Raw genomic sequence first — 26,366 nt, 5'->3', positions numbered from 1 at the left:
GATATTATGACAGAGCATATCAAAAAGAGCAATAGGATATTAGCTATCGACATTCTACGCGGTATCACGATAGCCGGTATGATACTTGTGAATAATCCCGGAAGTTGGTCTCACATCCTTACTCCGTTAGGACATGCTGAATGGAATGGAATGACACCTACCGATTTGGTCTTTCCTTTCTTTATGTTTATTATGGGTGTATGTATATTCATATCTCTATTGACGTTTGATTTCAAGTGCGATAGGTCTACAGTTACCAAGATTATCCGCCGTATAATCCTTATTTATTTGGTTGGGGTAGCCATTGGTTGGTTTGCAAGATTTTGTTATCGTTGGAATAACCCTTTGGAAAATGCAGGCTTGTTGGACCAAATATGGTATATGGTTTGGTCGTTTGAAAAGATGCGTATATCGGGTGTACTGGCTCGTTTAGCCATTTGTTATGGCGTAGCATCGCTTGTGGCTATCACCGTTCGTCATCGTTATATTCCTTATATTGTTGTTACGTTGTTGGTAGGTTATTGTGTGATATTGTTTGTCGGTAATGGTTTTGCTTACGATGAGACCAATATTCTTTCTATAGTAGACCGTGCTATCCTTACCGATGCCCACATGTATCATGACAATGGTATTGACCCCGAAGGCTTGCTTAGTACAATTCCTGCCGTAGCTCATACCCTTCTAGGGTTTCTTGTCGGCCGATTGCTTTTTAGCAAACGTACTCATGTCGTATCAACGGATACAAAAACCGATTTGCTGATTACCAAAATTATTCCTTTATTTGTTGTTGGGACAACCTTGACTTTTAGTGGTTTCTTGTTGAGCTATGGCTGTCCACTCAACAAAAAGGTCTGGTCTCCAACCTATGTCTTTGTTGCTTGTGGACTAGCCGCCACACTTTTGGCTCTGCTTATTTACATTATAGATGTTAAGGAACACCGTCGTTGGTGCCGATTCTTTGAGGTTTTTGGTGTCAATCCTTTGTTTCTATACGTATTAAGTGATTTCTTTGCTATAGTGTTTGGAGCATTCTCGTTTAAGTTTGGTGGCGAGGACACCACAATCATAGGCTTCTTCTACAATGAATTGTTGCAACCTGTATTTGGTGATAATGGCGGTTCGTTGGCCTATGCATTGCTGTTTGTGCTATTGAATTGGTGTGTAGGATACCAATTATACAAGCGTCGTATTTACATAAAGCTATAATGATATGAGTCAATTACTATTAATTGCTGATAGCGGATCTACTAAAACCGATTGGTGTTTAGTAGAAGATGGAAAAGCAATTCGTCGAATCCCGACTAAGGGAATGAATCCTTTTTTTCAGAGTTCTGACGAGATGGCTGCCGAAATTCGTGAAAACTTGCTTCCCCAATTGCCTGTTGAACGCCTAGACTCCGTCTATTTTTATGGTGCTGGATGTACTCCTCAGAAGAGTCCTGAAGTAGAAGTTACGATACGACGTAGCTTGCCAGTTGATGGAATAGTAGAGGCTCAGTCCGATTTATTGGCTGCAGCTCGCAGTTTATGTGGACATGCACCGGGTATTGCCAGTATCTTAGGGACAGGTTCTAATTCCTGTTTCTTTGATGGTAAGGAGATTGTTAAGAATACACCTGCGCTTGGTTTCATCCTTGGCGATGAAGGAAGTGGGGCAAATCTTGGTAAGCGTTTGGTCGGTGATATATTGAAAGATCAGATGTCCCCGGCATTGAAAGATCAGTTCTTTCAACAATTTGGTTTGTCACAAGCGGATATTATAGAGCGTGTTTATCGCCAACCTTTCCCCAGTCGATTCCTTGCCAGCTTGAATATCTTCCTTGAACAGCACCGTGACGATGCTACTGTCCATCGGTTATTGATAGAAGCTTTCACTGCCTTTGTGAAGCGTAATATCTTGCATTATGATTATCGTACGTATCCACTTAACTGTATTGGAACGATAGCATTGGTGTATCGGCAGGAGCTTACCGAGGCGGCTGAGACTTTGGGCGTACGCATTGGAACTATCAGTAAGACACCGATGGAAGGTTTGATAGAGTATCATAGATTAAATTCAAAGAAGAATTGAGTATGAGTTTTACTAAGATTACAGAGCAGTCTTCCCTCTACAATGATTTAGAGAATAAGTCTGTACGTGAATTATTGGAAGATATTAATCGAGAAGATCAAAAAGTGGCTTCGGCAGTACAGCAGGCTATTCCACAAATAGAGAAGCTTGTAGAACAGATTGTACCTAGAATGCGTCAAGGAGGTCGTATTTTTTATATGGGTGCAGGTACGAGTGGGCGTCTTGGAGTGCTCGACGCTTCTGAACTTCCCCCTACGTTTGGTGTCCCCAAAACATTGGTCATCGGGTTGATAGCCGGTGGTGATACCGCCTTGCGCAATGCTGTGGAGAAAGCAGAAGATAGCGTAGAGGATGGTTGGAATGAATTGGTAGAAAATAATATCAATGCCAATGATACTGTCATTGGCATCGCTGCTTCCGGTGCAACTCCCTATGTTGTGGGGGCGTTGCACGAAGCTCGCGAGCATGGTATCTTGACAGCGTGCATCACAAGCAATCCCGATTCACCAATGTCTAAAGAGTCTGACGTGGCTATAGAAATGATTGTTGGGCCTGAGTATGTGACAGGAAGTTCGCGAATGAAGTCGGGAACCGGTCAGAAAATGATACTGAACATGATAAGTACCTCTGTAATGATTCAGCTAGGGCGAGTTAAAGGCAATCGAATGGTGAATATGCAGCTCACCAATCAGAAATTGGTTGACCGTGGAACTCGTATGCTCGTCGATATGTTAGGGCTCGATTATGGTAAGGCCAAGAGATTGTTGCTACTTCATGGATCTGTGGAAAAGACGCTCGAAGCCTATGATAAGTAGTGCTTGTGAGTATTATTAAACGAAAGAAATGAATGGAAACATAACTCAAAAATAGTAAAAATATGAAAATTAGATTTTCGGTTATAGGATTATTATTGTGTTGTCACGTAGCATGGGCTGGCAATTTACCTAGGGTGACACCTGAAAGTGTGGGTATGAGTAGCGAGCGATTGAAAAATGCCGACGCAGCTATTGAACAGGCAATTAAAGAAGGTCGTACGCCGGGAGCTGTGTTAGCGGTGGTGCGGCATGGCAAGATGGCTTATCTAAAAGCTTATGGTAATCGCCAAGTATATCCCGAAAAGAAACCGATGACTGTGCAGACCGTGTTTGATTTGGCCTCATGTAGCAAGCCTATGTCAACGGCTACATGTGCCATGATTCTTATGGAACGTGGACAGTTGCGCACGTTGGATGCCGTAAATACAATTATTCCAAACTTTCGCAGTTGGAGTGTGGAAGGTAAGGATTCTGCAACAATTCGGGTGGTCAATCTTTTTACGCACACATCAGGGTTGCCTTCGTATGCTCCTGTAGCCGAATTGAAGGCTAAATATGGTAGTCCTAATCCTGCGGCTACAATGGATTATATTGCTACATGCAAGCGAGATTTTAAACCGGGAACCGGCTCTCAATACAGTTGTTTGAACTATATTACGCTACAAAACATTGTAGAGAAGCTTGCCGGGAAGAGTTTGCGTGACTTTGCTACCGAGCAAATATTCAAACCACTGGGAATGGAACACACAGATTATTTGCCTTGTAAGCAAAATAAGAAAGGATTATGGGTCAACACCGATAGTCCCCGATGGCTGAAAGAGGGAACGAAAGCTGATGGCGAAAATTATCCCATAGCCCCGACAGAACGGCAAGATGATGGTAGCGTATTGTTGGGTCAAGTACACGACCCATTGGCTCGTGTTATGAATGGTGGCGTTTCTGGTAATGCCGGTCTGTTTTCCACAGCTGATGATATTGCCGTGTTCTGCGCTATGTTACAAAACGGTGGAGAGTGGAATGGACAACGCGTGTTGAGTCCACTTGCCGTGAAAGCCATGCGAACGATACCCCACGATCTCATGAAATTTGGCCGTACGCTGGGTTGGGTCATTTATTCGCCTTATGCATCTAATGCCGGCGACTTGTTGAGTCAAGAAACTTATGGCCATACAGGCTACAGTGGTACCTCTATATTGATAGATCCTGTCAACGATATTTCTATCATCTTACTGACTAATTGCGTTCATCCGGTCGATAAGTCTAATGTTATTCGTCTCCGCGCACTGGTGTCCAATGCCGTTGCCGGAAGTGTCATAAAGTAATTTTTTCTCTCACAAGAATTGGAAGGAATGAATAAACGCTTAATCTTTACTTTTGTAGGAGCAGTCGTAAGTAGTGGCTGTAAGTGTGTGATGGCTGCTAATCAAGACGGGCAAAAGCGTATGAATGTCTTGTTGGTGATGTGTGATGACCTTCGGCCGGAATTGGGATGCTACGGTGTGGAGGCCATACGCACGCCAAATATAGACCGATTCGCTGCTCAATCACTGGTGTTTGACAATGCTTATTGTAATATTCCGGTGAGTGGGGCGTCGCGTGCCAGTCTGTTTACGGGCATGTACCCCAAGTTTCCACATCGGTTTGTCAATTACACAAGCCGTATAAGCCATGACGCGCCCAATGCGATAGCCTTGTCACAGTGGTTTACTTCGCATGGATATCATACTATTTCTAATGGAAAGGTGATTCATCATGTGGAGGATAAGGCCGATACATGGAGTGAAGCACCGTGGAGATTACATCCGAAAGGATATGATGTCTATTGGGCGGAATACAACAAGTGGGAACTTTGGTTGAACAGTGAATCGGGCAAGCATATGAATCCAAAAACGATGCGTGGCCCCTTTTCAGAGATGGCCGATGTGCCCGATACGGCTTATGATGATGGACATGTGATGCTGAAAACCATCTCCGACCTACGTAGACTCAAGAGTCGGAACGAGCCTTTCTTCTTGGCTTGCGGATTTTGGAAGCCCCATTTGCCATTCTGTGCACCCAAAAAGTACTGGGATTTATACGATAGGGCCAGCATCCCGATGGCTTCGAATCGCTATAGACCGAAAGATTTGCCAGATGAAGTGAAAAATTCTAATGAGATAAATGCGTATGCACGGGTATCAACTCCTACTGATGAGGCTTTCTTGCGCGAGGTGAAACATGGTTATTATGCTTGTGTGAGCTATGTAGATGCACTTTTTGGACGCGTTATGGAAGAACTTAATACATTGGGACTTGCCGACAATACCATCGTCGTATTGCTGGGTGACCATGGTTGGAATTTGGGTGAACACGGTTTCGTGGGCAAACATAACTTGATGGATTGTGCCACTCGAATACCTCTTATCGTTCATGTACCCGGCATGGAACAGGGAAAGTCCGCCTCAATGGTGGAATTGGTAGACTTATATCCGACCTTGTGCGATCTTTGTCATTTACCAATACCAGTCGCACAATTGGAAGGAATAAGTTTCTTGCCGGTCCTAAAAGATAAGAAGACGGATACAAAGAGGAATGTATTTGTGCAATGGGAAGGTGGCGATAATTTTATAGATGGTCGATATAGTTATGCAGAATGGCCAAAATCGGGGCATCGGATGTTGTTCGACCATCAAGAAGATGCTGCGGAAAATAAGAATGTGGTGGGTGAGATTAAGTATTCTAAAGTTGTTAATCGTGCTGCCAAAACTATCCGAAAACAAAAGAATAAATATAGATTGAATGCCAAGTAATAGCTGCTTTTAGGCTTTCTAGACAAAAAAGCTTGTCTACTTGTTAACTCATTAACACTTCATCTAAACAACTGTCAGGCTTTCGCAGCATCGCTGCGGAAGTTTGGCAGTTTTGTTGAAAGGCCGATACAGCAATGCTGATAAGCCCTTGCAGCAAGTTCATAGATATTGTCAAATCTGTCAGTATGGATGTGACAGAATTGTCATAGGAACGCTTTGGCATGGTTTTGGCATAGTAGTGGGTGAATCGATAGTATGTATGACTGTCGATAGAAGATAAGTAAATCTAACAATTAAAATATTATTTTATGAACGTTAAACCATTAGCAGACAGAGTACTGGTACTTCCTGCACCAGCAGAAGAAAAAGTAGGTGGAATCATTATTCCTGATACAGCAAAAGAAAAGCCACAGCGTGGCAAGGTTGTAGCTACAGGTAAAGGAACAAAGGACGAGGAGATGCTTTTGAAAGAAGGTGATATCGTGCTTTACGGAAAGTATGCCGGAACCGAATTGGAGTTCGGTGCTGAGAAGTATCTTATGATGCGCCAAAGCGATGTTTTGGCTATCGTAGAGGAATAATCAATCATTCTAACGCTTTAAATATAAATAATCATGGCAAAGATAATTAAATATAATACAGAAGCCCGCGACCTTTTGAAGCAGGGTGTAGACCAGTTAGCAGACGCAGTAAAGGTAACATTAGGTCCTAAGGGACGCAACGTTGTTATTGAGAAGAAGTTTGGCGCTCCTCAGATTACAAAGGATGGTGTGACCGTTGCAAAGGAAATTGAGTTGGAAGACAAGTTCGAGAACACTGGTGCACAGCTTGTAAAGAGCGTAGCTAGTAAGACTGGAGATGATGCCGGAGACGGTACTACTACCGCCACAATCCTTACTCAAGCCATCGTAACCGAAGGCTTGAAGAATGTAACAGCCGGTGCTAACCCTATGGATTTGAAGCGTGGTATTGACAAAGCTGTTGATAAAGTGGTAGAATTCATTAAAGGTAGTGCAGAGGTTGTAGGCGACAACTACGATAAGATAGAGCAGGTTGCTACCGTATCTGCAAATAACGATCCTGAAATCGGTAAGCTTTTGGCCGATGCTATGCGCAAGGTTTCTAAGGATGGTGTTATTACTATTGAGGAAAGCAAGAGCCGTGATACTAACATAGGTGTAGTAGAAGGTATGCAGTTTGACCGTGGTTATCTTTCAGGTTACTTTGTTACAGACTCTGAGAAAATGGAGTGTGTGATGGATAATCCTTATATCTTGTTGTACGACAAGAAGATTAGCAATCTCAAAGACTTCTTGCCTGTATTGCAGCCTGCTGCCGAGAGCGGTCGTCCTTTGTTGGTTATAGCAGAAGATGTAGACTCAGAAGCTTTGACAACATTGGTAGTCAACCGTTTGCGTGGTGGTTTGAAGATTTGCGCAGTGAAGGCTCCCGGCTTCGGAGATCGTCGCAAAGCTATGCTTGAAGATATTGCCGTATTGACCGGTGGTGTTGTTATCAGTGAGGATAAGGGCTTGAAGTTGGAACAGGCTACATTGGAAATGCTTGGTTCAGCAGAGAAGGTTACTGTCAGCAAGGATAATACTACTATTGTTAATGGTGGTGGACAGAAGGAAGCTATTGCCGACCGTGTTGCTCAAATCAAGAATGAGATTGAGAATACTAAGAGTTCTTATGATAAGGAAAAGCTTCAGGAGCGTTTGGCAAAGTTGTCAGGTGGCGTAGCTGTTCTTTATGTTGGTGCTAACAGTGAGGTTGAGATGAAAGAGAAGAAAGATCGTGTAGACGATGCTCTTTGTGCAACTCGTGCAGCTATTGAAGAAGGTGTTGTAGCCGGTGGTGGTACTACTTACATCCGCGCTCAGGAAGTCTTGAAGGATGTGAAGGGCGAAAATGCCGACGAACAGACTGGTATTAATATCGTAGTTCGTGCCATTGAAGAGCCTCTTCGCCAAATTGTAGCCAATGCAGGTGGTGAAGGTTCTGTTGTAGTGAACAAGGTTCGTGAGGGCAAGGGCGACTTCGGTTACAATGCACGTAAGGATGTTTACGAAGATTTGCGACAAGTTGGTATCGTTGATCCGGCTAAGGTGGCACGCGTAGCTTTAGAGAATGCTGCTTCAATTGCAGGTCTGTTCTTGACAACAGAGTGCGTGTTGACAGACAAACCTGAGCCTCAGCCCGCTATGCCGGCAGCTCAACCGGGTATGGGTGGCATGATGTAAACAGTGCTAAATACGCAAGGAAACAATAAAAAAGGGGGATGATTCTGCTAGGAATCGTCCCTCTTATCATTTTTTTTAAATATATGAGTGATTTTAAGCGTATCTAATTTGAACATATCCAAAATATTCCTACCTTTGCAAAAAGATTTGAAATATAATGTCGGAATACTTCCGAAAGAAGATATTTTTTGATTTGTTTTAGTAGATTAGTTTTTAAGTAGTTTGTTTTTAGAAATCGGATGTCGTGATGACAACCGATTTTTTTTGTTTAATACGATACTATATTATAATCTCAATATAATTTTGTAAATTTGCAATCAATATGAGACAAGGTGTAAATTGGAAGATGATAGCGCTCTATGTGATTGTTGCTTGGGCGCTCATATTGCTGACTGGCTCATTCTTAATGTCGGCAGGTGTCTTTGTGTTGCTTTTTGCTTTAGAGTATATTATAGAGTATTTTACCGAGCAACGCAAGAAAAATAAAGGCACAAAATAGGCTGTATCTTGATAAACCTTGAACTAACAGAAAATGCCGTTCGGCTATAATCAACATAGAAATGCAAAAACTCATCGACCTATATAAGACTTGGAAAGGTCAAGAACCTGCTCGTATGGAGAAATTACCGGGCGCAGGGAGCAATCGACAATACTTTCGCTTATGGAGCAAAGACAATCAATCGGTAATAGGAGTCATTGGAACTAGCAGAGATGAGGATCATGCCTTTGTCTACATGGCACGGCATTTTGCAAAACAAAAATTACCAGTTCCCACAGTCTTAGCGGTGAGTAGTGATGAGTTACGCTACCTGCAAAGTGACTTAGGAAGTGTTTCTCTCTTTGATGCAATCAAAGGTGGACGGGAAGCCGATGGCCGTTATAACCAGCGAGAAAAACAGTTGTTGGTGAAAGCGGTGCGTGAATTGCCCGGTTTCCAGATTGCCGGTGCACGTGGAATGGAGTGGGAGAACTGTTATCCCCAACCCGAATTCAATGAAGATGGAGTGCTCTTTGATTTGAATTATTTCAAATATTGCTTCCTTAAAGCTACGGGATTAGATTTCCATGAGTTAAAATTAGAGGCCAACTTCCATATGTTTGCCAAAGATTTGACATCAGAAAAGGTTGAAAGTTTCTTATATCGAGATTTCCAAGCACGCAATATCATGTTGGATGATAAGGGAAATCCGCATTTCATAGATTTCCAAGGAGGCCGTAAGGGACCTTATTATTATGATTTAGCATCGTTCTTGTGGCAGGCATCAGCTAAGTATTCGTTTAAGTTACGCAGGGAGTTGGTATCCGAATATTATGCATCTTTAAAGACGTATATAGAGGTTCCATCGGTTCGTCATTTCGTAGACAGACTTAGTTTGTTTGTTCTTTTCCGCACACTTCAGGTTCTTGGAGCGTATGGGTTCCGTGGGTATTTTGAGCGTAAAAAACATTTTATCGATTCTATTCCGGCCGCAATGCAGAATCTGAGAGAATTGTTGAAGTTGAATCCAAGCATATTTCCATATCCGTATATGATGGAAATGCTGAAACGTTTGACCGAGTTACCGCAGTTTGCAGAGACTGAAAAGCCTGTCGTAACGCGTGCTGATGGATATAAAATAACAGAGCATCCAATCTATGAAGCTCATCCTCAAGATGGTCCGGCAACTTTTTCGAAGTATGATGGGAAAGGTCCGTTGGTAGTACGGATATGGAGTTTCTCCTATAGAAAGGGTATACCGGAAGACCCGACAGGCAATGGGGGAGGTTATGTATTCGACTGTCGAAGTACACATAATCCCGGACGCTATGAGCCTTATAAGCAATTGACAGGTTTAGATGAACCGGTTATCCGTTTTTTAGAGGACGATGGGGAGATTCTTACATTCTTGGATAGCGTTTATAAACTAGCCGATAACCATGTCAGACGATATATACAGCGTGGTTTTACTAGCTTGATGTTCTCTTTTGGATGTACGGGTGGCCAGCATAGAAGCGTTTACAGTGCTCAGCATTTGGCTGAACATTTACATCGAAAGTTTGGAATAGAAGTTCGTATTTGCCATCGTGAGCAGAATATAGAGCAAATACTTTCGGCGGAAAGAAAATGATATTCCGCTATCGTGGAATGTAGATGTGAAACTTGTGCATTCCAAATAAAAAGACTAATTTTGCAGATATAAAACGACATAAGGACGATGATGCAAGCTATGATTTTTGCTGCAGGCTTAGGAACTCGCCTGAAACCGCTTACCGATAGCACTCCAAAGGCATTGGTAAGGGTAGGAGGGGAACCGTTGCTCAAGCATGTTGTCCTTAAATTAAAGGCTGCCGGATTTACTCGAATCGTTGTAAATGTTCATCATTTTGCCGACCAAATCATAGATTATTTGGCTGCAAATAACAACTTCGGATTGGATATTCTAATCAGTGATGAGCGTAGTGGATTACTGGAAACAGGCGGTGGTATCAAGAAAGCTAGACCCTTTTTTGATTTATCAGCTCCCATCTTAATACACAATGTAGACATTCTGAGCAATATAGACCTGCAAAAGTTCTATGAAGAAGGGTTGCATTCAGATGCGACACTGCTTGTAAGTACCCGTAAGACGAAACGCTATTTTCTTTTTTCACAGGATGATACGCGTTTGTTAAAGGGTTGGACGAATATCGAAACACGTGAAGTGAAGAGTCCATATCAAGATTTGGAAATCACAAATTATGATATGTATGCTTTCAGTGGTATTCATGTATTCTCGCCATCTTTATTTCCTTGCATGGACGATATGCCCGATAAGTTTGGTATTGTTGATTTCTATTTGAGTCATTGTAAGGACTATCGCATCCGTGGATATGTAAAAGATAATCTTAAACTCATGGATGTAGGGAAATTAGATACTCTGCATGATGCAGAAAAGTTTTTGAAAGAAATTTAATCAAATATATATTATGCAACAGAAGATAATCATATTAGACTTCGGTTCACAGACGACTCAATTGATTGGACGTCGTGTTCGTGAACTCGATACCTTCTGCGAAATCTTGCCTTATAATAAGTTTCCGAAAGACGACCCTTCAGTTATAGGGGTCATTCTGAGCGGTTCGCCTTATTCGGTACATGATAAGGAGGCGTTCAAGTGTAATTTGGATGACTTCGTAGGTAAGTATCCTGTTTTGGGAATTTGCTACGGTGCGCAGTTCATTTCTTATTCCGGAGGCGGAAAAGTAGAGCAGGCGGGTACTCGTGAGTACGGTCGTGCCAATCTAGAAACCATCAATCTAGAGTCTAAATTGTTCCATGGATTTGATAAAGGTTCGCAAGTGTGGATGTCGCATGGTGATACTATTACTGCCATACCTGGAGGATTTGATATTATTGGTTCTACTGGTGATGTGAAGTTTGCTGCATTCTCAAATGAGCAAAAGCGCATTTGGGCTGTTCAGTTCCATCCCGAAGTATACCATTCTTTGCAAGGTAAGACGCTGCTGAAGAATTTTGTAGTTGATATTTGTGGCAGTAAACAGGAGTGGAGTGCGGCTTCTTTCGTGGAAAGTACGGTAGAAGAGTTGAAAAAGCAACTTGGTAACGACCGCGTTATTCTTGGCTTGTCGGGTGGTGTAGATTCTTCTGTATGTGCTACTTTGCTGAATAGGGCGATAGGAAAGAATCTGACCTGCATCTTTGTTGACCACGGAATGCTTCGCAAGAATGAGTTCGATAAGGTGATGGAAGCTTATTCCGGACTTGGTTTGAACGTGATTGGCGTGGATGCAAGTGAGAAATTCTTCAAAGATTTGGAGGGTGTTACCGATCCGGAGCAGAAGCGCAAGATTATTGGTCGTGATTTCGTTGAGGTGTTTAATGCCGAAGCCAAGAAGATTACTGACGCCAAATGGCTTGCTCAAGGCACGATCTATCCCGACCGGATTGAAAGTTTGAGCATTACAGGTATGACCATTAAGAGCCATCATAATGTGGGTGGATTGCCCAAAGAGATGAAACTTCAGCTTTGCGAACCGTTGCAATGGCTATTCAAAGATGAGGTTCGTCGTGTAGGTTATGAACTGGGTATGCCCGAAAGATTGATTAAGCGCCACCCATTCCCGGGACCGGGTTTGGCCGTACGTATATTGGGTGACATTACCAGAGAGAAAGTTCGTATCCTTCAAGATGCCGACGATATATACATCGAAAAGATGCACGATTATGTTTGTGAAGATGGTGAACGCCTCTACGATAAGGTTTGGCAGGCTGGAACAGTATTGCTTTCGACGATTCGTAGTGTCGGAGTGATGGGCGACGAACGCACCTATGAGCATCCTGTTGCATTGCGTGCGGTGACCAGTATGGATGCTATGACGGCCGATTGGGCACATTTGCCTTATGACTTTATGGCCGATGTGTCGAATGAAATCATTCGTAAAGTGAAAGGCGTCAACCGTGTTTGCTACGACATCTCTTCAAAACCACCTTCGACAATCGAGTGGGAATAACACTTAGTGAGCAATGACGAATGTGAGAACGCGTTTTGGTCATATCGAAGATGAGTACAAACGCGAGGAATTGTTAAGGAAGATTGTCCACTCAGTAGAACAATTGAAACAAGGAGAATTGGAAGCATTATACTATGATATGCTGACGAAAGACTATATAAGGGAGTAAGCTCAGCGCTTATTCCCTTTTTTATGATGATACAAAGTTCTCTTTTATGAATTCTTGCAGCGGTTTGGCAAAATTGCTGTTCAGCCTTAACAGCAAAACTGAATAGGCTTGGCAGCATTGTTGTTAAGCCGTTGCAATGAATTGAATGAGGTGTTATTAGCTCTATCTCTTAAACAATATCTTTACCGAAAGGAGTTAAAGCAAGTCGTGCCAGTTTGAAATGTTGTTTGCCAAAAGGTATTCCGAGGATAGTAATGTAGAGTAGACAGCCGAATAACAGATGGGTAAGACAAATCCAAATGCCACCAATGAATATCCAAATAATATTCATGATAAGGTCTAAACAGCCGCCTATGCTAGAGTTTTCTACTACCTGTGAGCCGAAAGGCCATAAGCATAGAATTCCTATTTTAATAGTCTTGATGCCGAAAGGAATTCCTACTATTGTAATCATCAAGGCTAGGCTGGAAAGAAAATATCCGATGGCTGTTTCCAAGCCACCGAATATTAACCAAATGATATTTCCTAATATTTTCATTCTCTAAACAGAAGTATTATTTGTTCTTCAACAAATCACGAATTTCACCAAGGAGTTTTTCCTCGTTACTAGGTTCTGCCGGCACTTCAGGGGCAGCGGGTGCTTCTTCCTCTTTCTTTGTGTTAAGTTTGTTAATTCCCTTAACTATCAAGAATACACAGAATGCAATGATGATGAAATTGAATAATGTCTGTAGAAAATTACCATAGTTGATAGTTGCAGGGGCAAGTTTTTCTACGCCCATATCAATTGATGGTAGTGTGATTTTAAGGTCGGTGAAGTTTACACCACCAATGAGCCAACCAATAGGGGGCATGATAATATCGTCTACAATGGAGCTAACAATTTTTCCAAAAGCACCACCAATGATTACACCGACAGCCATATCGACTGCATTTCCTTTTACTGCGAACTCTTTAAATTCGGTTAAAAGCTTTCCCATAATAATTTGTTTATGATGATAAAATGTTATTTTGCCACCTTGAGTTTGCACTCTGGAAGTCTAATTCTTTCTTGCAAGCCTTGGCCGTTGTGGCGAGTTGATTTTTAATATTTTAATACTCTAATTATCTGCAAATATAGAAATAAATTTGTATATTTGCACTCGGAAAGAAGAAAAAATGTCTCAATGGCGTTATCTTTTGATATGAGAATGATTAAAGGGGTTTCGTCAGGATAGACAGAGATACTTTTTAAAATATGATATTTAACCCTTTAATTAATAAATTTAAAGTAAAATGATTAAAATTGCAATTAACGGTTTCGGCCGTATCGGTCGTTTGGCATTCCGTCAGATGTTTGAAGCAGATGGTTATGAAGTTGTTGCTATCAACGACCTTACAAGCCCCAAGATGCTTGCTCACCTTCTTAAGTATGATACAGCACAGGGTGGCTTCGCTGGAAAGTTCGGTGAAGGCAAGCACACTGTAGACTTTAAGGATTCTGTTCTTGCTGAGGATGGTAAGACTGTTGTAACTCCGGGCTCTATCACTGTAGACGGTAAGGAAATTACTATCTATGCAAAACCAAACGCTGCTGAACTTCCTTGGGGCGAGCTTGGCGTAGACGTAGTTCTCGAATGCACCGGTTTCTATACATCAAAGGCTAAGGCTTCTGCTCATATTCAGGCAGGTGCTAAGAAGGTTGTTATCTCTGCACCAGCAGGAAACGATCTTCCTACAATCGTTTACAATGTAAACCACGAGACTCTGACAGCTAACGATACTGTTATCTCTGCAGCTTCTTGTACAACAAACTGCTTGGCTCCTATGGCTGCAGCTCTTCACAAGTATGCTCCAATCCAGAGCGGTATCATGTCAACAATCCACGCTTACACTGGTGACCAGATGATTCTTGACGGTCCTCAGCGCAAGGGTGACCTCCGTCGTTCACGTGCAGGTGCTTGCAATATCGTTCCTAACTCAACAGGTGCAGCTAAGGCTATCGGTCTTGTAATTCCTGAGTTGAACGGTAAATTGATTGGTTCTGCACAGCGTATCCCAACTCCTACAGGTTCTACAACTATCCTTATCGCAGTTGTTAAGGGTAAGGATGTAACCAAGGAAGGTATCAATGCAGCTATGAAGGCAGCTGTTACAGAGAGCTTCGGTTACACAGAGGATGAGATCGTTTCTTCTGATATCATCGGCATGCGTTTTGGTTCTCTCTTCGATGCTACTCAGACAATGGTTAGCAAGATTGACGATGACACATATCAGGTTCAGGTAGTTTCTTGGTATGACAATGAGAACTCTTATACTTCTCAGATGGTTCGTACTATCAAGTGCCTCGCAGAGTTGAAGTAATACACTAAGATATTACAATTGAAATATAAGGTCGGCTATCTGATAGATAGTCGACTTTTTTGTTTGCTTTCTTGGATTTGTGGGCGATAAACAGTATATTTGCATTTTGAATCAGAGCTCTGTATGTTCATTAAATCCAATTCATGGAAAAGATATGCCCTACAATATGATTACCATACTTGGTCCGACGGCGAGTGGCAAGACTGACTTGGCCGCTAGGTTGGCTTATGATTTAAATGCAGAGATTATTAGTGCTGATAGTAGGCAGGTATATCGGCGTATGGATATAGGTACAGGTAAGGACTTAGACGACTATACTGTCAATGGAAGGGATATTCCTTACCATCTAATAGATATTTGTGAGCCCGGTACCAAGTATAATTTATTCCGCTATCAGGAAGATTTTAGAAAGTCATATCAAAGTATTGTGAGCCGTGGACGACTACCTATTCTTTGTGGAGGAACTGGATTGTATATTGAGTCTGTATTGAAAGGTTATCAATTATCGCCGGTTCCACAGAATGAATCTTTGAGAAAATCGTTGGCTGAAAAGACATTGGATGAGCTTGTTCCGATGTTAGAGCAATTGAAGAGACAGACAGGAAGTATTATGCATAATACAACTGACGTTGATTCTTGCCAACGTGCTATCCGTGCAATAGAAATAGAAACCTACAATGTACAGCATCCTATGGCTAAAAGAGAGATGCTGGGAGTAGACTCTTTGATAGTAGGTCTTGACATTGAAAGGAATGCTCGAAGAGCAAAAATATCCCATAGACTTAAATCGCGTTTGGAAAATGGAATGGTAGATGAGGTGAAATCTATCCTTGATAGTGGGGTAGATGCAGATTCTCTTATCTATTATGGATTGGAATATAAGTATGTAACGGAATATATTATAGGAAGATTATCTTATGATGAAATGTATCATTTGCTGGAAATTGCCATACATCAATTTGCAAAACGACAAATGACATGGTTCCGTGGTATGGAGCGACGTGGGTTACATATTCATTGGATTGACGCATTAAGCCCAATGGAAGATAAGATAAATATAATCAAGAAGTTATGGCAGTAAGTGAAAATAGATGGGGAATACTCTTTTGTCCTAAGCATGAAGGGTGGAGTACTTCTGCAAAACAATGGAAGAAGATAGAGCGAAGTTTGAATAATCACGGCGTAGAATACGATTTTATACAGAGTGAGAATGCCGGTAGCGTTGAACGACTCGTCTCTATGATGGTCAATAATGGCTATCGTACTATTGTGATTGTAGGTGGTGATTCGGCTTTGAATGATGCTGTTAACAGCTTGATGCAAGTAGAAAAGAGGGTGCGCGATACTGTTACATTGGGATTAATACCCAATGGATTGATGAACGACTTTGCTCATTTCTGGGGATTTAAGGAGTCTGATTACGACCAAACAATAGAGTGGTTGAAAGCACGACGTGTTAGAAAGATTGATTTAGGATGTATCCGATACACCAATAAACTTGGTGAGAAATGTCATCGGTATTTCTTAAATTGTGTCAATGTGGGATTGATAGCTGCTATTATGAACCTTCGAAGACAGACACATCATTTGTTTGGTTCGCGTACATTGTCGTTTATATTCTCTTTTGTGCTGATGATATTCCAACGACTTGATTATAAGATGCATCTTAAAATCAATACCGATGAAGTGAAGCGAAAAGTGATGACTGTGTGTGTGGGTAATTCAACGGGGTATGGACAGACTCCCAATGCAGTCCCTTATAATGGCCTGTTAGATATATCTGTAGTCTATCATCCAGAGATGACACAATTATTAGAGGGCTTTTATCTCTTTGTTAAAGGTAAGTTCTTAAATCACAAAAGCGTGCATCCTTATCGTGCAAGGGAAATAGAAGTTCTAGAAGCACAGCATGCGATGGTAGGGATAGATGGGAGATTGATGAAAACGCCTGTCGGCCCCTTTAGAATCAATGTAGAACAGGAAGTTATTAATTTCCTAATACCGTCTTAACCCATCTTTGAAATTTTGACAAGCTCATCGTAATTGATGAGTTTTATCTTCTTGCCATCAATGGCAACGAGCTTTTCATCGGCAAAGGTTGAAAGTGTTCGAATGGCATTGCTTGTTGTCATATTAGAGATATTGGCCAAATCTTCTCGGCTCATATAGATGCTAAGAGTAAATCCATCCTCTTCCAACCCATAACTTTCTTGCAGGAATATCAATGCTTCGGCAAGTCTACCTCGAATATGTTTTTGGGTGAGATTGACGGTACGGTCGTCTGAGCAACCTAACTCCACGGCAAGTTTTTGAATAAAGAAAAAACTGATGTGATGATTGTCTTGCATCAGCTTGATGATTACATCCATGGGAAAGAAAGCTACTGTGGTGGTCTCAAAAGCCATTGCAGCCGTCTTGTATTCTTCTTTGGCAAAGTAAGCTCGGTAACCAAAGAACTCCATAGGCTTAAAAACGCGTAGAATTTGGTTGCGTCCACCGATGCCAACCTTATATACCTTGACTTTCCCATGTATCAGACACATTATTTGTGTAGGTCCATCTTGGTCTTTATATATTAATTCGTTTTTCTTAAACTTACGGATTTCAATGTTGTCAGACAGTATGATGCGTTGTTTGTCTGTCAATTCTTTCCATAAATTAGAAATCGCTTTGACAACTTCTTCTTTGTTGATCTCACCTTTCAAAGCCATAGTTTACCTTCCTCTTTTTATTAATTGGGTATGGTAGGATGTTTTTAAATAGTTCCAACTATGTGCAAAATTAACAAAAATGTTTGAAAATAAGTTTCCTTGTAGGAAAAATATAAGTGTCTACTTGAAATGATTTCAAATTTCAATAAAAACGCTTCTTTTATTTTGTATTACCGCAAGAAATGTTTAACTTTGAAGTCATGACAAGTGCTTTATGTCGTAACGGGAGGCTCTTGTTGTTGAAAATAATTATCGAAATATTTAAAACCTTAATACGGAACTATGAGTTATTTACGATTTGAAAAGGCATTGATGACTAATTTGGAAGAATCTTTGCCACGAGAATTACTCCGTACGAATCGTTCAGGAGCTTATTCCTGCTCTACGATAGTGGATTGTAATACTCGAAAATATCATGGCTTACTTGTTATTCCGGTTCCAGAGTTGGATGATGAAAATCATGTTCTACTTTCTTCGATGGATGTGACGGTTATCCAACATGGTGCAGAATTTAATCTTGGACTGCATAAGTATCAAGGCAATAATTATAGTCCATTGGGTCATAAGTACATCCGTGAGTTTGATTGTGGTAAGGTTCCCACCATAATATATAGGGTTGGAGGAGTCATTCTGAAAAAAGAAGTGGTTTTCCAGCACTATGAGAACCGAATATTAATACGTTACACGCTGGTAGATGCACATTCTGCTACAACGTTAAGATTCCGTCCTTTCTTGGCATTCCGCAGTGTTCGACAGTTTACTCATGAGAACTCAAATGTGAATAGAGATTACCAACAGGTAGAAGATGGAATCAAAACATGCATGTATGCGGGCTATCCCGATTTGTATATGCAGTTTAGTAAAAAGAATGAATTTATCTTCCAACCCGATTGGTACCGTGGTGTTGAATATCCAAAGGAGCAAGAACGTGGATATGCTTCAAATGAAGACCTCTATGTTCCCGGTTATTTTGAGATGAATATCAAGAAAGGGGAGAGTGTCGTCTTTGCTGCATCTACTTCTGAATCGAAGACAAAAACGTTGAAGAAGCTCTTTGAGACAGAGGTGGAAGAGCGCAGTCCGCGAGATAATTTCTTCCATTGTTTAGTCAATGCTGCCCATCAATTTCATATTCGTAAGCCCAATGACGACCGCTATATTCTTGCCGGTTATCCTTGGTTTAAATGCCGTGCTCGTGATACATTTATTTCATTACCGGGTCTGACGCTCTCTATCGAAGAGCAAGACTACTTTGAGTTGGTTATGAAAACTGCGGAAAAGGGATTGAGAGAGTTTATGGTTGGTAAACCGCTTACAGTAAATATCTATGAAATGGAGCAACCTGACGTACCTCTGTGGGCCGTTTGGTGCATACAACAGTATGCTAAGGAAGTAGGTAATGAGGCATGTCTTCGTCGTTATGGTTCCTTCCTAAAGGCTATCATCCAGTTTATTGAAGGTAACAAACATCCCAATTTGCATCTTGATGAGAATGGACTGCTTCGTACGGATGGTAAAGAAAAGCCGGTCACTTGGATGAATTCAGTGGCTAATGGGCGTCCCGTTGTACCTCGTACAGGCTATATAGTAGAGTTTAATGCGTTATGGTATAATGCTTTATGTTTCGCAGCTTCCTTGGCTGAACTAGATAATAATGCCAAGTCGGTAGCTCGTCTTCAGGCTTTGGCAGAGCGTTGTAAAGAGTCGTTTGTTAACGTATTCTACAATGAATATGGCTATCTGTTCGACTATGTAGATGATAATACTGTAGATTGGAGTGTCCGTCCCAATATGATTTTTGCCGTAGCTCTAGATTATTCACCGCTTGATTTGGTTCAGAAGAAGAGCGTTTTGGATATTTGTACACGTGAACTTTTAACGCCGAAGGGCTTGCGTTCGCTCTCTCCCAAGAGCGGAGGATACAACCCAATGTACGTAGGACCGCAGAGTCAGCGTGACTATGCATATCATCAAGGCACTGCATGGCCATGGTTGGTAGGCTTTTATATGGAGGCATGTCTTCGCCTTTATAAGCGCACTCGCCTTAGTTTTATTGAACGTCAGATGGTGGGGTACGAGGATGAGATGCTTTATCACTGCCTTGGTACAATCCCTGAACTCTTCGATGGTAATCCTCCGTTCCATGGACGTGGTGCTATTTCGTTTGCCATGAACGTGGCTGAGATTCTGCGAACATTGGAATTGTTGGAAAAATATAACTTTAAATAAGAATAGGAGGAGAATGCTATGAAAGTATTAATGTTTGGATGGGAGTATCCTCCTCACGTTTATGGTGGATTGGCAACGGCCAACTTCGGTATTTCCGAAGGACTCCATGCGCAAGGAGATATAGAGACCACACTCTGTTTACCGAAGCCTTGGGGTGATGAAGACCATACTTATGCGAATATTGTAGCCATGAACTGTGTACCGGTAGCATGGCGCGACGTGGATTATGATTATGTAAAGAGTCGGGTAGGGAATGTGATGAACCCTGATATGTATTTCAAAATGCGCGACCATCTCTATGCCGATTTCAACTATTTATATCTCAATGATTTAGGATGTATAGAGTTTGCAGGTGGGTATCCGGCTAATCTTCATGATGAGATTAATAACTACTCCATCATAGCGGGGGTTGTAGCTCGTACCGTTGAGTTTGATATTATACACGCTCATGACTGGCTTACTTATCCGGCGGGAATTCATGCGAAGAAAGTAAGTGGCAAACCTCTGTGCATACATGTGCATGCTACCGACTTCGACCGTAGCCGTGGAAAAGTTAATCCGACTGTCTATGGAATCGAGAAAGACGGAATGGACAATGCTGATTGCATCATGTGCGTGTCTGAATTAACTCGTCAAACAGTCATACACCAGTATCATCAAGATCCACGTAAGGTATTTACAGTACATAATGCCGTTTATCCTTTGAGTCCGGAGAATGATGCCATCCCTCGTCCTGACCATAAAGGAGGCGAGAAAGTGGTCACTTTCTTAGGCCGATTAACCATGCAAAAAGGGCCGGAATACTTCGTTGAGGCTGCTAATATGGTGCTTCATCGTAGTCGGAAGATTCGTTTCTGTATGGCCGGTTCGGGTGATATGATGGATCAGATGATTTATTTGGCAGCAGAGCGAGGGATCTCTGACCGTTTTCATTTCCCCGGATTTATGCGCGGAAAGCAGGTTTACGAGTGTCTTAAGAATAGCGATGTATATGTCATGCCGTCTGTCAGTGAGCCTTTTGGTATCTCTCCTTTGGAGGCAATGCAGTGTGGAACACCTACTATCATCTCTAAACAGAGCGGTTGTGCCGAGATATTGACCAACTGTATCAAGGTCGATTATTGGGATATCCATGCACTTGCCGACTCTATTTACAGCATATGTACGAATGAAAGTCTGTTCAATTATCTGAAAGAAGAAGGCAAACGAGAAGTTGACCAAATCACATGGGAGCGTGTAGGAGCTTGGATTCGCGAACTCTATATGCGTACTTTGGGGTGGAAATAGCGTCTGTCAATTTATATAGTTAAATATTTAAACGACCATAGATCATGAAAACAATATGTTTATATTTTGAAATACATCAGATTATTCATCTGAAACGTTATCGTTTTTTCGATATAGGAACAGATCATTATTACTATGATGATTTCGAGAACGAGCGTACCATCAATGATTTTACTGAGCGTTGTTATATGCCGGCATTGGATACTTTGCTCAGTATGATAAAGGAGAATGAAGGCAATTTTAAAGTGACGTTCTCGCTATCCGGTGTTGGAATGGAGCAATTGGAGATGCATGCCCCACAAGTTTTGGCCAAATTGCAAGAACTGAATGAGACCGGTTGTGTGGAGTTTTTGGCCGAACCTTATTCTCATGGGCTTTCTTCTCTAGTCAACGAAGAGTGTTTTGCCACCGACGTAAAGCGCCAATGCGAAAAAATCAAGGAATATTTTGGAAAGTATCCTACCGTCCTTCGTAACTCTTCTTTGATTTATAGTGATGATATTGGAGTCCAAGCTGCCGGTATGGGCTTTAAAGGTATGATTACGGAAGGAGCTAAACATGTGCTGGGTTGGAAATCTCCGCACTATGTATATAACTGTGCTTTGAATCGTAACTTGAAGTTGTTGCTTCGTGATTATCAACTCAGCGATGATATCGCATTGCGGTTTAGTGATACCGGTTGGGATGGTTATCCTCTCTTTGCAGATGTGTATATGAACAAGATTGCTGCTCTTCCGGCTGAAGAACAGAATGTTAACATCTTCATGGAGCTCTCTGCCCTTGGTATTTCACAGCCGCTTTCCAGCAATATTCTTGAATTCTTTAAGGCTTTACCAGCTTGTGCTAAGGAACGGAATATAACATTCTCTACTCCGAGTGAAGTATTCAAACAGACGAAGAGTGTTGGTGCGCTTGATGTTCCCGATACATTGAGTTGGGTAGATGAGGAACGTGACGTCAGTCCATGGCTTGGTAATCCCATGCAGCGTGAGGCTTTCAACAAACTTTATAGTGTTGCCGACCGTGTACGCATAGCCAACGACCCGCGTATAAATCAAGATTGGGATTATCTACAGGCTAGCAATAACTTCCGCTTTATGACCACCAAGCCAAGCAATGTGGGACTAGATCGCGGTATTTATACCAGTCCGTTCGATGCGTTTACGAACTATATGAACATCCTCGGCGACTTTATCAGCCGTGTTAATAGGCTTTATCCCGAAGAAATAGACAATGATGAGTTGAATAGTCTGCTTACGGCAATCAACAATCAGGGCGAAGAAATTGAGATGAAAGAAAAGGAAATCATCCGTCTGCAAGCCAAGGTTGAGAAGATGGAGAAAGCCGAAGCTGCTCGTCGTGAGAAACAATCAGCTTCTAAAAAGAAGACGACCACTACTCGAAAGAAGGCTGTCAAGGCTGCTCCTATAAAGAAAGAGGAGGCTAAGTAACTTTATCTAGTATATCTAAGGCATTTGTTTGATATACCATTAGTGGTTTTATTATATTATTGCAAAGGCTCCGCAGCATTGCTGCGGAGCCTTTGCTGTTTTACTGAACTGCTGAGTCAGCATTGCTGTTATGTTCTTGCAGCAACTCAAGACTATTCTAAGCCATGCTAAACATGGTGTTTGGGTGAGCACAGATGTGCCATACTTGAGGTGTTGTGGTCTGTTTCTAGTCCTTCAATTCCTCTTTGAGAAACTTTACGGTGTAGCCTTTATTCTCTTTTACTACTTCTTCCGGTGTACCGGTACACAGTACTTTTCCTCCGCCACGACCACCTTCCGGTCCCATATCGATGATGTAGTCAGCTAGTTTAATGACATCTAGATTGTGTTCGATGATGATGACTGTATTGCCACGATCGACGAGTTTTTGAAGTACATCCATCAAGATGTTGATGTCTTCAAAGTGTAGTCCGGTAGTAGGTTCGTCAAGAATATAGAGCGTTTTGCCTGTATCTTTCTTGGCTAATTCCGTTGCCAGCTTCACTCGTTGGCTTTCACCGCCCGATAGGGTAGTGGAACTCTGCCCCAGTTTGATATATCCCAAGCCTACATCCTGCAGGCTCTTAATCTTTGGCAGGATGCTTGGCACGTTCTCAAAGAACTCTACTGCCTGATTGATAGTCATATCGAGGACATCGGCAATACTCTTTCCTTTGAATCTTACTTCCAACGTTTCGCGGTTGTATCTTTTGCCGTGGCATACCTCGCAAGGCACCATCACATCGGGTAAGAAATTCATTTCGATGGTTTTATAGCCGTTTCCACCGCATGTTTCGCACCTTCCACCCTTCACATTGAATGAGAATCTACCGGGCTTATAGCCACGTATCTTGGCTTCGGGCAGGTTGACGAAGAGCTTTCTTATCTCGCTGAACACGCCCGTATAGGTGGCTGGGTTGCTACGAGGAGTCCTTCCGATGGGGCTTTGATCTACATTTACCACCTTATCTATATGGTCTATGCCCTCGATAGAGTGATAGGGCATCGGCTTTTTCAATGACCGATAGAAGTGATGAGATAGGATTGGTTGCAGTGTTTCATTGATTAAGGTGGATTTACCCGACCCCGAAACGCCTGTTACCACGATGAGTTTGCCTAGCGGGAAATCTATATCAACATCTTTTAAGTTGTTGCCCGATGCGCCAAGCAGGCGTAGTGTTTTGCCGTTTCCTTTACGACGCTTGGCCGGAATGGCAATTTCTCGGTCGCCATTGAGGTAATCGGCGGTTATGGTATGTGTCTTGAGCATCTCTTGAGGAGTACCTTGGAATACCACTTCACCACCTTTTCGTCCGGCTTTGGGGCCGATGTCGACGATGTAATCGGCTGCCAACATCATATCTTTGTCATGTTCCACCACGATAACCGTGTTTCCGAGGTCGCGTAATTCCTTTAATGAACGAATGAGACGCTCGTTGTCTCGTTGGTGTAAACCGATGCTTGGCTCGTCGAGAATATATAGTACGTTTACCAATTGGGAGCCAATTTGTGTGGCCAATCGGATGCGTTGGCTCTCTCCACCCGACAGACTTGCCGATTGGCGGTTTAGAGATAAATAGTCAAGTCCTACCTCTAAGAGGAAGTTGACACGTGTTTTAATTTCCTTGATAATCTCTGTTCCAATCTTCTTTTGGGTATCGTCCATGTGCTCTTCCACTTGGTCGAGCCATTCCTTCAGCTCCAGTAAGTCAAAGTTGGCAACTGTTGCGATGTTCTTATCCCATATTTTATAAGAGAGAGCTTCACGGTTTAGTCGTTGTCCATGACATTCCGGACATTCGGTTTCGGCCAAGAATTGGTCGGCCCACTTTTGTCCTGCCGACGTATCATCATTCTCTATAACGTTTTGTAAGTACTTGATGATACCGTCAAAATCAATGAAATAGTCGGAACTTGTGTGTACAAGTTCTTTACTAATTTTCACTTTCTCAAGACTTCCGTATAAAATCTCGTCTACAGCTTCTTGTGGAATATCTTTGAACGGAGTCTTCAGCGTGCAGTCGTATTTATCAAGGATGGCGCCAACTTGCCAGAAAATCATTTGGTTCTTGTATTTGCCAAGTGGCAAAATGGCTCCATCATGGATGCTCAATTTGTCGTTTGGAATGACCTTCTTCAAGTCTATTTGATTTACATAGCCCAATCCTTTGCAGTGTGGACAGGCACCTTCGGGAGAATTGAATGAGAAGATATTGGGCGCAGGATCCTTATATGAGATTCCCGAAGTGGGACACATCAATCGCTTGGAGTAATATTTGCCCTCGTTACTCTCCTTATCCAGTATCATGATGAGGCCTTCACCTTCTCGCATGGCCACCTGAACTGTCTTCTTCAATCGCTGATCATCCTTGGATTGTACGGCCAGTTTGTCTATCACGACTTCTATGTTGTGGTTCTTATAGCGGTCGGTCTTCATGCCGGGTTTGAGGTCCATAACTTCCCCATCTACCCGTATATAGAGGTAACCTTTGCGCCGCATGCTTTCAAAAAGTTCACGATAATGTCCTTTTCGGTTTCTTACAAGTGGGGCAAGAATGTAGATTTTCTTGCCATCATAGGTGTTGAGAATCATCTCTAGCACCTTTTCTTCGGTGTATCTCACCATCTTTTCGCCCGTCATATAGCTATAGGCTATGCCAGCTCTGGCGTATAGCAGACGTAAGTAGTCGTAGATTTCGGTGGTCGTACCAACCGTTGAGCGTGGATTTTTATTGGTTGTCTTCTGCTCAATACTGATAACCGGACTCAAACCTGTAATCTTATCAACGTCCGGACGTTCCATGTTTCCTAAGAAATTGCGTGCGTATGCTGAGAAAGTCTCGATGTATCGACGTTGTCCTTCGGCAAAGATTGTGTCGAAAGCCAATGACGATTTACCCGAGCCACTAAGTCCGGTGATGACCGTTAATGAGTTACGCGGAATGGTAACATCTATATTTTTCAGATTATGTACGCGTGCTCCCCAAATGTTTATTTGGTCTTCATTCCTATTCATGTGCGTTGCTATATCCTCTTAACAGGTTTACATCTTTTCTAATATTGAAAGTACGGCCATCTGCCCCTTTCGCTTTAACCAAGACAAAATACACTCCTTCCTTGACGTTTTGTCCACGAAAAGTCCCATCCCAGCCTCCTGCCGGGTCATTCCATTCATAGAGTTTCTGTCCCCATCTGTTGAAAATGTAGGCTTTAAACTCCACAATGCTCTGATAACCTTTTTTGGCTTTATAGATGTCGTTGACTCCGTCATCATTGGGGGAGAACGCATTGGGCATTTCAAGCTTACTTTCCGAGATGGTTATCGTGATGGGATTGGTGTCCTCACTTTGCCATGTGATAGACTCACCCCCTTTCGTAAAGGTGGCATAAAGCTGTACGTAATGCGATCCTGATTCCTTAAACGTATAGCTGGTATTTTCCTCATATCTAATAAGATACGGCGTCTTGGCATTCCCCTCAGTATAGAAATGCCATTCATAGAGGGCATCCCATCCCGTCTGATTGAGTACATTGGCTTTGAATGCACATGTAACAGGGGCAGAACCTGAATAAGTTGTTATGCCTTCATCAGTCGTTCCGTCTGTCGTAGTGACGTTGACGGTAGGGCTTATCGTAGGCGTAACATCTGCATATACAGCAATCGGAGAAATCGAAAGCATTGCTGTTATGATAGAAGTATGTAATATCCCTATTCTCATTGTTTGTAA

The 26,366-nt window shown here is 42.2% G+C and carries 22 protein-coding genes and 1 pseudogene; 18 read left to right on the top strand and 5 right to left on the bottom strand.

The features are described 5' to 3' along the window. The first annotated feature begins 6 nt into the window (after positions 1 to 6). From AC1EK4_RS06765 to AC1EK4_RS06710, 12 genes and pseudogenes are all read left to right on the top strand, one after another. Positions 7 to 1,206 carry an acyltransferase family protein gene (locus AC1EK4_RS06765; protein ID WP_036897119.1) on the top strand — a complete coding sequence of 400 codons (1,200 nt, stop codon included), beginning with the start codon at positions 7 to 9 and terminating at the stop codon, positions 1,204 to 1,206. 4 nt (positions 1,207 to 1,210) lie between these two features. Then, positions 1,211 to 2,071: an ATPase gene (locus AC1EK4_RS06760; protein WP_062432910.1), complete on the top strand. Its 861-nt coding sequence runs from the start codon at positions 1,211 to 1,213 to the stop codon at positions 2,069 to 2,071. A 2-nt stretch (positions 2,072 to 2,073) separates the two neighbouring features. After that, positions 2,074 to 2,886 carry an N-acetylmuramic acid 6-phosphate etherase gene (murQ, locus tag AC1EK4_RS06755; protein ID WP_036897114.1) on the top strand — a complete coding sequence of 271 codons (813 nt, stop codon included), beginning with the start codon at positions 2,074 to 2,076 and terminating at the stop codon, positions 2,884 to 2,886. A gap of 62 nt (positions 2,887 to 2,948) precedes the next feature. Further along, positions 2,949 to 4,199: pseudogene (locus AC1EK4_RS06750) on the top strand (serine hydrolase domain-containing protein); the annotation flags it as partial. A gap of 99 nt (positions 4,200 to 4,298) precedes the next feature. Next, positions 4,299 to 5,675 carry a sulfatase gene (locus tag AC1EK4_RS06745; RefSeq protein WP_480357597.1) on the top strand — a complete coding sequence of 459 codons (1,377 nt, stop codon included), beginning with the start codon at positions 4,299 to 4,301 and terminating at the stop codon, positions 5,673 to 5,675. 308 nt (positions 5,676 to 5,983) lie between these two features. Further along, the gene (locus AC1EK4_RS06740) at positions 5,984 to 6,256 is read left to right on the top strand and encodes a co-chaperone GroES (protein ID WP_036897099.1); all 273 of its coding nucleotides are present in this window, start codon (positions 5,984 to 5,986) and stop codon (positions 6,254 to 6,256) included. 33 nt (positions 6,257 to 6,289) lie between these two features. Next, entirely contained in the window at positions 6,290 to 7,918 is a 1,629-nt protein-coding gene (gene groL / locus AC1EK4_RS06735; protein WP_036897097.1) for a chaperonin GroEL, read from the top strand. A gap of 322 nt (positions 7,919 to 8,240) precedes the next feature. Beyond that, positions 8,241 to 8,417 carry a hypothetical protein gene (locus tag AC1EK4_RS06730; protein WP_480357550.1) on the top strand — a complete coding sequence of 59 codons (177 nt, stop codon included), beginning with the start codon at positions 8,241 to 8,243 and terminating at the stop codon, positions 8,415 to 8,417. 61 nt (positions 8,418 to 8,478) lie between these two features. Further along, on the top strand, positions 8,479 to 10,026 hold the full coding sequence (locus AC1EK4_RS06725) for a RapZ C-terminal domain-containing protein (RefSeq protein ID WP_480357548.1): 1,548 nt from the start codon (positions 8,479 to 8,481) through the stop codon (positions 10,024 to 10,026). 87 nt (positions 10,027 to 10,113) lie between these two features. Then, entirely contained in the window at positions 10,114 to 10,851 is a 738-nt protein-coding gene (locus tag AC1EK4_RS06720; protein WP_480357546.1) for a nucleotidyltransferase family protein, read from the top strand. 13 nt (positions 10,852 to 10,864) lie between these two features. Then, positions 10,865 to 12,409, top strand: coding sequence for a glutamine-hydrolyzing GMP synthase (gene guaA / locus AC1EK4_RS06715; RefSeq protein ID WP_480357544.1), 1,545 nt, complete (start codon positions 10,865 to 10,867; stop codon positions 12,407 to 12,409). A 13-nt stretch (positions 12,410 to 12,422) separates the two neighbouring features. Next, complete coding sequence (locus AC1EK4_RS06710; protein WP_480357543.1) at positions 12,423 to 12,578, top strand: hypothetical protein; 156 nt, start codon at positions 12,423 to 12,425, stop codon at positions 12,576 to 12,578. 169 nt (positions 12,579 to 12,747) lie between these two features. On the opposite strand, the gene AC1EK4_RS06705 is transcribed toward AC1EK4_RS06710, so the two are convergent. Then, complete coding sequence (locus AC1EK4_RS06705; protein WP_036897087.1) at positions 12,748 to 13,116, bottom strand: YccF domain-containing protein; 369 nt, start codon at positions 13,114 to 13,116, stop codon at positions 12,748 to 12,750. A 16-nt stretch (positions 13,117 to 13,132) separates the two neighbouring features. Next, positions 13,133 to 13,558, bottom strand: coding sequence for a large-conductance mechanosensitive channel protein MscL (gene mscL / locus AC1EK4_RS06700; protein ID WP_036897085.1), 426 nt, complete (start codon positions 13,556 to 13,558; stop codon positions 13,133 to 13,135). Between the two features lie 295 nt (positions 13,559 to 13,853). On the opposite strand from mscL, the gene gap reads away from it, so the two are divergent. From gap to AC1EK4_RS06685, 3 genes are all read left to right on the top strand, one after another. After that, the gene (gap, locus tag AC1EK4_RS06695; protein ID WP_036897082.1) at positions 13,854 to 14,921 is read left to right on the top strand and encodes a type I glyceraldehyde-3-phosphate dehydrogenase; all 1,068 of its coding nucleotides are present in this window, start codon (positions 13,854 to 13,856) and stop codon (positions 14,919 to 14,921) included. Between the two features lie 154 nt (positions 14,922 to 15,075). Beyond that, entirely contained in the window at positions 15,076 to 16,002 is a 927-nt protein-coding gene (miaA, locus tag AC1EK4_RS06690) for a tRNA (adenosine(37)-N6)-dimethylallyltransferase MiaA (RefSeq protein ID WP_480357542.1), read from the top strand. After that, a complete protein-coding gene (locus AC1EK4_RS06685) occupies positions 15,993 to 16,931 on the top strand; it encodes a diacylglycerol/lipid kinase family protein (RefSeq protein WP_036897080.1) in 939 nt (312 codons plus the stop codon). Before miaA ends, AC1EK4_RS06685 begins: the two co-directional genes overlap by 10 nt. Here AC1EK4_RS06685 and AC1EK4_RS06680 read toward each other — a convergent pair. Beyond that, positions 16,928 to 17,632, bottom strand: coding sequence for a Crp/Fnr family transcriptional regulator (locus AC1EK4_RS06680; protein WP_036897078.1), 705 nt, complete (start codon positions 17,630 to 17,632; stop codon positions 16,928 to 16,930). The two genes, AC1EK4_RS06685 and AC1EK4_RS06680, sit on opposite strands and share 4 nt — an antisense overlap. A gap of 282 nt (positions 17,633 to 17,914) precedes the next feature. On the opposite strand from AC1EK4_RS06680, the gene AC1EK4_RS06675 reads away from it, so the two are divergent. From AC1EK4_RS06675 to AC1EK4_RS06665, 3 genes are read left to right on the top strand one after another with little or no spacing between them, the layout of a single operon-like run. Next, a complete protein-coding gene (locus AC1EK4_RS06675) occupies positions 17,915 to 19,861 on the top strand; it encodes a glycogen debranching enzyme N-terminal domain-containing protein (protein WP_198025881.1) in 1,947 nt (648 codons plus the stop codon). A gap of 18 nt (positions 19,862 to 19,879) precedes the next feature. Beyond that, positions 19,880 to 21,148 (top strand): glycosyltransferase family 4 protein, encoded by a 1,269-nt coding sequence (locus tag AC1EK4_RS06670; RefSeq protein ID WP_036897073.1) that lies wholly within the window; start codon positions 19,880 to 19,882, stop codon positions 21,146 to 21,148. A 44-nt stretch (positions 21,149 to 21,192) separates the two neighbouring features. Further along, on the top strand, positions 21,193 to 22,599 hold the full coding sequence (locus tag AC1EK4_RS06665) for a glycoside hydrolase family 57 protein (RefSeq protein WP_480357539.1): 1,407 nt from the start codon (positions 21,193 to 21,195) through the stop codon (positions 22,597 to 22,599). Between the two features lie 226 nt (positions 22,600 to 22,825). On the opposite strand, the gene uvrA is transcribed toward AC1EK4_RS06665, so the two are convergent. Both uvrA and AC1EK4_RS06655 read right to left on the bottom strand, forming a co-directional pair. After that, positions 22,826 to 25,654, bottom strand: a complete 2,829-nt coding sequence (gene uvrA, locus AC1EK4_RS06660) for an excinuclease ABC subunit UvrA (RefSeq protein ID WP_062434663.1) — start codon at positions 25,652 to 25,654, stop codon at positions 22,826 to 22,828. Further along, the gene (locus AC1EK4_RS06655) at positions 25,647 to 26,357 is read right to left on the bottom strand and encodes a T9SS type B sorting domain-containing protein (RefSeq protein ID WP_480357537.1); all 711 of its coding nucleotides are present in this window, start codon (positions 26,355 to 26,357) and stop codon (positions 25,647 to 25,649) included. The genes uvrA and AC1EK4_RS06655 overlap by 8 nt, the downstream gene beginning before the upstream one ends. Positions 26,358 to 26,366 lie beyond the last annotated feature (9 nt).

Source organism: Prevotella sp. C0026C3 (assembly GCF_056590795.1).
Note: the sequence above shows the minus strand (reverse complement) of the source record. Positions and strands in the feature narration are given on the sequence as shown.